Here is a 7200-nt window from a genome sequence, read left to right as displayed (position 1 = left end):
AGGCCGAGCGGCGGGCCGAGTCAGGGTTCATGTCGCCGCACACAGCTGGTGGCCACCGCCGGGGCCACGGCGCCTCCGACGCCGGCGTAGCTGTCGGCTGCACATGTGTAAGAACAGCTGCTGCGACGTGGTGGTCGCGTTCCGTCCACAGTGGACTGCGGATGGGTCGGGAACAGATGACCGAGCGGATGCTGGCCGCCGTCCAGAACCCGCACACCGACATTCTCGGGCACCATCGACTCCGACGCGCACGCCCCCGGCCAGCTCGACTGGCAACCGTACGGCTGCGAACGCGCGGCTCTGAGCGGCGCGCCCGTCGACCACATCGTCAACACGTGGCCGGTCGACGAGCTGCTGGCCTGGACCGCTGGCCAGCGCTAACGGAATTCTGGGGCGTTGACTGCCCCAAAGGGTCCCTTTGGGACAAAGGAAAATCGGCAATCGGTTGGCAGTCGGGCTCCCAGCACGCGGCCGGGATGGGCGCCTGGTAGGAACGAGTGCGGCAGAAAGACCTACAGGGGAGCGGGCATGGCGGAGAAGGCACAGATCGGCGTCACCGGGTTGGCGGTGATGGGTCGCAACCTGGCCCGCAACCTCGCGCGGCACGGGCACACGGTGGCCCTGCACAACCGCAGCCAGGCTCGTACGGACGCGCTTGTCGCCGATCATGGCGACGAGGGCGATTTCATCCCAGCGTCCTCGATGCAGGAGTTCGTCGCCTCCCTGGAGAAGCCGCGCCGGGTGATCATCATGGTGAAGGCCGGCGGCCCCACCGACGCGGTGATCGACGAGCTCGTCCCGCTGATGGAACCCGGCGACGTGATCGTGGACGGCGGCAACGCGCTGTTCACCGACACCCGTCGGCGCGAGGCCGAGCTGCGTAAACACGAGCTGAACTTCGTCGGCGCCGGCATCCTCCGGCGGCGAGGAGGGCGCGCTCAACGGACCGAGCATCATGCCTGGCGGGTCGGTTGAGGCGTACGAGTCGCTCGGCCCGTTGTTGGAGTCGATCGCGGCTAACGTGGACGGCACCCCGTGCTGCACGCACGTCGGCCCGGACGGCGCCGGCCACTTCGTGAAGATGGTGCACAACGGCATCGAGTACGCCGACATGCAGCTCATCGGCGAGGCGTACGACCTGCTTCGCAGCGGCCTGGGCATGACGCCCGCGGAAATCGCCGGCGTCTTCCGGCAGTGGAACACCGGCGACCTGGAGTCGTACCTGGTGGAGATCACCGCCGAGGTGCTCGGCCACGTGGACGCCGACTCCGGCAAGCCGCTGGTGGACGTGATCACCGACGCCGCCGAGCAGAAGGGCACCGGCCGCTGGACCGTCCAGTCCGCCCTGGACCTGGGCGTACCAGTCACCGGCATCGCCGAAGCGGTGTTCGCCCGGGCGCTGTCCGGCCACGCCGCAGCAGCGGGTCGCGGCCCGCGAGCTGCCCGGCCCGTCCGGCGGCTGGGGTGTGACCGACCGGGACGCCTTCATCTCGGACGTACGGGAAGCGCTCTACGCCTCCAAGGTTGTCGCGTACGCGCAGGGATTCGACCAGATTCGGGCGGGTTCGCAGGCGTACGAATGGGACGTGCACCTCGGTGAGATGGCCACCATCTGGCGGGGCGGCTGCATCATCCGGGCCCGCTTCCTGAACCGCATCCGCGAGGCGTACGACAAGCAGGCCGACCTGCCAACCCTGCTGGTCGACGACTATTTCTCGTCGGTCGTCGGGCAGGCGCAGTCGGCGTGGCGGCGAGTGGTCGCCGGCGCCGCGCAGTACGGCCTGCCGGTCCCCGGCTTCGCCTCCGCGCTCAGCTACTACGACGGCCTGCGGGCGTCTCGACTGCCGGCCGCGCTGACCCAGGGCCTGCGCGACTTCTTCGGCGCCCACACGTACCGGCGCATCGACAAGGACGACGGCACCTTCCACACCCTCTGGGCCGAAGAGGGCCGCCCGGAAATCTCCGCCGACTGACCTGACCCGACCCGCACGTCATCGGTTCCGAGCCCGGAAACGGACACCCCATTCCGCGTTTCCCAGACCGGGTGCGGCGCGAAACTGTCGTACCGACGTGAAATTTTTGGCCCCCGCCCTTCAAGGGCGGGGGGGGGGGTACGTGGGTTTTAGACGTCACCTAAGTAACACGCGCGAGTAAGCGCACACCCAACGTACGAGAACCCAGAGGCAAGTGCCGTCAGGGCTCCCGAGCCGACGGGCTCCCTAAAGGACACTCGGCGAAGGCTGCCAAACACCGCATACCCCATCATTCAGGTGGCGAAAGAAGAACATGCTTTGGTGCGTTAGGGTGGCCGTCCTGGACCGTTAACGCCATGTTTCGTAAGGTCCCTGCGTGACTTCGACTACCCGACAGGGATGCGCCCGATGAGCCTCCTCGACACCTGGTGGATCGGTCGGTCCGACCGCCCCGCGTAGCCTCGCCGACATCACCGTCCGGCATGCGGAGAAGATCCCGGACAAGGTGGTGATGCAGCGCCGCGTCGACCGTGAATGGCAGCAGGTCACCGCCGCGCAGTTCCACGCCGAGGTGGTCGAGGTCGCCAAGGGACTCATCGCGCGCGGGGGTCGGGGCGGGCGAGCGGGTGGCGCTGATGTCCAAGACGCGGTACGAGTGGACGCTCTGCGACGCGGCGATCTGGGCCGCCGGCGCGGTGACCGTGCCGGTGTACGAGACCTCGTCAGCCGACCAGTTGGAGTGGATCCTGGGCGACTCCGGCGCGGTCGCCGCGATCGTCGAGACGCCCGGGCACGACCGCCGCCTCGCCGGGCTCACCGAACGGCTCCGGGAGCTGCGCGACCACTGGGTGATCGACGGCAAGGACGCCGGCCACACGCTGGCCAGCCTGATCGAGGCCGGCCGCGAGGTCGACGACGCCGAGCTGGACCGCCGCCGCGCGAACCTCAACGCAGACAAGCTCGCCACCATCATCATCACTACACGTCGGGCACGACCGGCCGACCGAAGGGCTGCGAGCTCACCCACGGCAACTTCCTGGCCGAGATCACCAGCGCGATCGAGGCGCTGCCAGAACTCTTCGAGAGCGAGGACGCCAGTACGCTGCTGTTCCTGCCGCTCGCGCATGTCTTCGGCCGGATGATCCAAATGGCCGTGCTGATGTCCGCGGCCAAACTGGCGCACAGCGATGTCGGCCGGTTGACCGTCGACCTAATCCCGGTGAAGCCGACCTTCGTCCTGGCCGTGCCGCGGGTCTTCGAGCGGGTGTACGACCGGGCCCGCAGCCGGGCCGTCTCCGGCGGCAAGGAGAAGATCTTCGATCGCGCGGTGAACACCGCGATCAACTACAGCAAGGCGTTGGAAAAGGGCCGTCCCGGACCAATCGTCGCGGCCCAGCGCGCGCTCTTCGACAAGCTGGTCTACAGCAAGCTGCGGGACGCGATGGGCGGCGAGGTCCGCTGGGCGGTTTCCGGCGGCTCCGCGCTCGGCTCCCGGCTGGCGCATTTCTTCCGCGGCGCCGGCGTGACCGTGCTGGAAGGGTACGGCCTGACCGAGACGACCGCGGCCGCCGCGGTGAACACCCGCGGCCACATCAAGGTTGGGACAGTCGGTCGCGCGCTGCCCGGGTTCGAGATCAGCATTGGGCAGGACAACGAGATCCTGCTCCGCGGCGGCCACGTTTTCCACCGGTACTGGAACAACGAGACCGGCACCAAGGAAGCGCTGACCGACGACGGCTGGTTCCGTACCGGCGACCTCGGCAAGCTCGACGCCGACGGCTACCTCACGATTACCGGGCGAAAGAAGGAAATCCTGGTCACCACGGCCGGCAAGAACGTCTCGCCAGGACCACTGGAGGATGTCGTACGAGCGCACCCGCTGATCAGCCAGGCGCTGGTCGTTGGCGACGGTCGCAACTCGATCGCCGCGCTGATCACCATCGACACCGAGTCGCTCCCGCAGTGGCTGGAAACCCACGGCCGGGACAAGAACACCGCGGTCGCCGACCTGGTCGAGGACCCGGCCCTGCTGGCGGAGCTGAAGAAGCCGATCGACGCGCGAACGCGACGGTGTCAGCCGCCGAGAAGATCAGTCGTTTCCGCGTACTTTCCGTTGACTTCACCGAGGAAGGCGGCCACATCACGCCGTCTCTGAAGCTGAAGCGCGCTATCATCACCCGCGACTTCGCGGATGACATCGAAGCTCTCTACGCCCCTCGCAAGGGCAGCAAGGCTTCGGACTCCTAAGACCGGTAGTTTTCGCTCGGGGGTTTGTTTCCGTAGACGACCTCGGCGAAATACCGCTCTGTGTCCGGGCGAGTGCCATCGATGTCGGTGAAGCCGTAAACGCTGGAAAGTTCCTGCGTTCCTACGGCTTTTCCGCTCCAGCGTCGCAGATCCGGATCGCTGGCGAGCGCAACCGCCGCACGGCCCAGATAGGTTGGGCGTTTCGGAAATGATGAAATGCGGATCTTTCTGGGTGCCGTCCCGCCAGTTTTCCTCGGACACTCCGAAATGGTCCAGCATCGCCTCGGACCGCAGGAATCCCGGCGACAGGGCGACCGCGGTGATCCCGTACGAACGCAGGTCCGCGGCCTGCGCGAGCGCGAGCCGATTGACCGAGCTTTTCACCAGATCGTAGTAAAGGCTGCCACGATAACTGTCGGCTGTGCCGTCCGTCAGCTCGATGATCAAGCCGGATTTTCGCGCCACCATCAACGGCACCGCGAATCGGCTGGTGATCAAATGGGTTTCGACGCCCTGCCGGAGCAGCTGGATCGCGTCGCCGATCGGCTGTTCCCAGAATGGTACGTCCCAATGCGCCAGCGGATCGCCGCCCCAAATGCCGTTGACCAGGATGTCCAGCCGGCCATTCTGCTCGCGGTCGATACGCTCGACAAGTTCCTGGACTTGCTTCTCATCCTGATGGTCGACCGCGACGGCGAATCCCCCGGCCGCCAGCCGCGTCCACCATTTCCGCGGTTTCCTCAACGGTTTCCGGCCGATTCATCGGCGAACGCCCGGCCCGGCTCGATCGGCCGGTGACGTAGACGGTCGCTCCAGCGGCGCCGAACTGCACCGCGATCGCCCGCGAGCCGCCGCGCGTACCACCCGCGACCAGCACCACCGCATTGCTGAGGGTCATTTTTTCTTCCGATAAGGCGCAAGTACGGTTTCGACATTTGCGCGCAAGGCATCCAGCAGCACGCCATCCCGACTGATCGCCCAAGCGATCTGCGTCCCGTGTCGCAGCGCGGTCAGGACCTCCGCCAGCCCAGCCCTCTCCACCCCGGCGATGACCAGGTACGACCGGAGATCCGCGAGCTGACTTTCCTGATAGCCCGCCAAAACCTCGCGGAACTCCGGGTCCGAGAGGTCCAGATGCAGGAAGGCGAGACTGTTCGCGAACTCGTCCGGCGACTGGTCGGCGGCGGCCATCCCGTACGCCAGCGCAGCCTGAATGCCGTCGACGGGATCGGCCGCCGCCTCGAAAGCGGCCCGCATACCAGGTCCGACACTGCCCGCTTTCAGGAACGCGAGCAGCATCCCGCGCTTGGACCCGTACCGCTGCACGAGCGCACCAGTCGAGACGCCAGCCGTACGCGCCACGTCGGCCATGGTGAGTTTGATCGGCCCGATCGCTCGTACGGCCGACCCAACGGCCGCCAGCAACTGCTCATCGGTGATCGTCCGTGGCCGACCGGCCATGCCTCAACTCCATTCAATAATGACTGTTCATTATTGAACCTCAAGAGCTCGCTTCCGTCAACAGCGATCAGCGAGGCGTCAGGTCGATGCTCCTGCTCAGCCGTACGCACGTTGGCCGGAATCCGACCGCCGGCCAGAACCGGGCAGCCCGCAGGTTCGTCGTCCGCCAGTCGCTGCTCATCGAGGTCGCCCGCCGCTCCACCGCGTCCGCCAGCGCCGCACGCGTCAGCGCGAGCCCGACGCCGGTGCCGCGATACTCCGGGAAGACCACACCGATGTTCAGGTATCGACAGCCCAGTGGCTCCAACGGCTCAAGGTCGTCCCCGTGCACGACCACCAGGCCGGCGGCTTGACCGGCCACCCGCGCGAGGAAATACTGCCCCTTCGCGGCTCGGAAATTGCCCGCATGGACGCCTCGGAGCGACCCGTAATACTTGTCCGGCCGGCGCATGAAAACCGGTGACTCGGCAAGGTGCTCGGGCAGCGCGTGAACCAGCCGGACCACGTCTTCGAAATCGTCCATGTCCGCAAGGGAAACGGTCAGATCAGGAACCTCAGGCGCCAACGGCAGCGTCTTCAAAGCGTGCACGCCGACTTCGGACTGGTAACCAAAACTGAGCCGCAGGAAGGGTTCGATGAGTTCGCGAGCAACCAGTGGAATGTGTACGGCATGCGTCAACTCGCCCTTGGCCACCCATTCCACCGCGGCCTGCGCGTACAGCTCGGGCAGCGCGTCCGGATCACCGGCCACCCCCAGTTGCGGCGAATACGCGCCGTACGTCCCGAGAGTCGCGGCCAGCACCGCCACCACCTCAGCGCCGCGGGTGGCCACCCAGATTTCCCCCTGATCGCGCAGGTATTCCCGTACCAGCATGGGATCTTCGTGCGAGACCGGCAGAAGCGGCTCGTCCAGCCGCGCCCTCGCCCACAGGTCAGCGGCCAGTTTCGCGGCCTCCGGCAGCTGTTCTTCCGTGCATCGCTGAACTTGTACGCGCATCCGTACCACCCCCCCCGTAAGAGACTCGGCTGAGCGTAGGACGGGCTCTCACAGGTGTCGACAGGTTTTCTGCTGCCCTCAGCTGTTGTGGTGGGCGGTGACGATCTGGTCGATGGCGAGCCCGAGCTGACCAAATTTCTGGGTGTACGCCACCGGATAGACACCGGACGGATCGGCCGGCCGATGCGGGTCGACATACCGGTTTCCGAGATGGGACTGCACCACGATGATGTAGTTCCGGCCAGGTTTCCCGGGCAGTGAATGGACGATCCCGGCATCGCCACCGGCGCGTACGACCAGGCCGGTCTTGTGCGCGAAAGTGACCTCCGCGGTGGCGTTGCAGGGACGTACGTCCCGGCCGTAATAACGACCGTCGGCGGTCACCGTGCCATTGCTGGGATTGATCCACCGGGACGGGGTGACCTGCGGAATTCCGGCCGACGGATAGCCGCGGCCACACCAGTTACTGGTCGACAGCACCTGGTTCAGGCCTTGGTTTCCCAGTTCAGAGAGAAAAAAAAA

Annotated in this window: 3 protein-coding genes and 4 pseudogenes; 3 read left to right on the top strand and 4 right to left on the bottom strand. The window is 66.5% G+C overall.

Annotated elements, in window-relative coordinates; genetic code table 11:
• Window positions 1-140: 140 nt before the first annotated feature.
• From GNX96_RS36090 to GNX96_RS65725, 3 pseudogenes are all read left to right on the top strand, one after another.
• A pseudogene (locus GNX96_RS36090) lies at window positions 141-381 on the top strand (PHP domain-containing protein); the annotation flags it as partial.
• Between the two features lie 147 nt (window positions 382-528).
• Window positions 529-1973: pseudogene (gene gndA, locus GNX96_RS36085) on the top strand (NADP-dependent phosphogluconate dehydrogenase).
• A 469-nt stretch (window positions 1974-2442) separates the two neighbouring features.
• A pseudogene (locus GNX96_RS65725) lies at window positions 2443-4220 on the top strand (AMP-dependent synthetase/ligase).
• Here the strand turns inward: GNX96_RS65725 and GNX96_RS36075 are convergent.
• From GNX96_RS36075 to GNX96_RS36060, 4 genes and pseudogenes are all read right to left on the bottom strand, one after another.
• Window positions 4217-5118: pseudogene (locus GNX96_RS36075) on the bottom strand (SDR family oxidoreductase). The pseudogenes GNX96_RS65725 and GNX96_RS36075 sit on opposite strands and share 4 nt — an antisense overlap.
• Complete coding sequence (locus GNX96_RS36070; RefSeq protein ID WP_163572324.1) at window positions 5115-5681, bottom strand: TetR family transcriptional regulator; 567 nt, start codon at window positions 5679-5681, stop codon at window positions 5115-5117. Before GNX96_RS36070 ends, GNX96_RS36075 begins: the two are co-directional and overlap by 4 nt.
• A gap of 67 nt (window positions 5682-5748) precedes the next feature.
• On the bottom strand, window positions 5749-6678 hold the full coding sequence (locus GNX96_RS36065) for a GNAT family N-acetyltransferase (RefSeq protein ID WP_163572323.1): 930 nt from the start codon (window positions 6676-6678) through the stop codon (window positions 5749-5751).
• 78 nt (window positions 6679-6756) lie between these two features.
• Window positions 6757-7158 (bottom strand): serine hydrolase, encoded by a 402-nt coding sequence (locus GNX96_RS36060; protein ID WP_163572322.1) that lies wholly within the window; start codon window positions 7156-7158, stop codon window positions 6757-6759.
• Window positions 7159-7200 lie beyond the last annotated feature (42 nt).

Source organism: Fodinicola feengrottensis, from assembly GCF_010993775.1.
GTDB classification, from domain to species: Bacteria; Actinomycetota; Actinomycetes; order Mycobacteriales; family HKI-0501; genus Fodinicola; species Fodinicola feengrottensis.
This window is presented reverse-complemented; position numbering and strand designations above follow the sequence as displayed.

What these genes read in the sequence shown, in the direction of transcription:
- GNX96_RS36070 (WP_163572324.1), bottom strand. Translation starts at nt 5,681, where the DNA reads ATGGCCGGTCGGCCACGGACGATCACCGATGAGCAGTTGCTGGCGGCC.
- GNX96_RS36065 (WP_163572323.1), bottom strand. Translation starts at nt 6,678, where the DNA reads ATGCGCGTACAAGTTCAGCGATGCACGGAAGAACAGCTGCCGGAGGCC.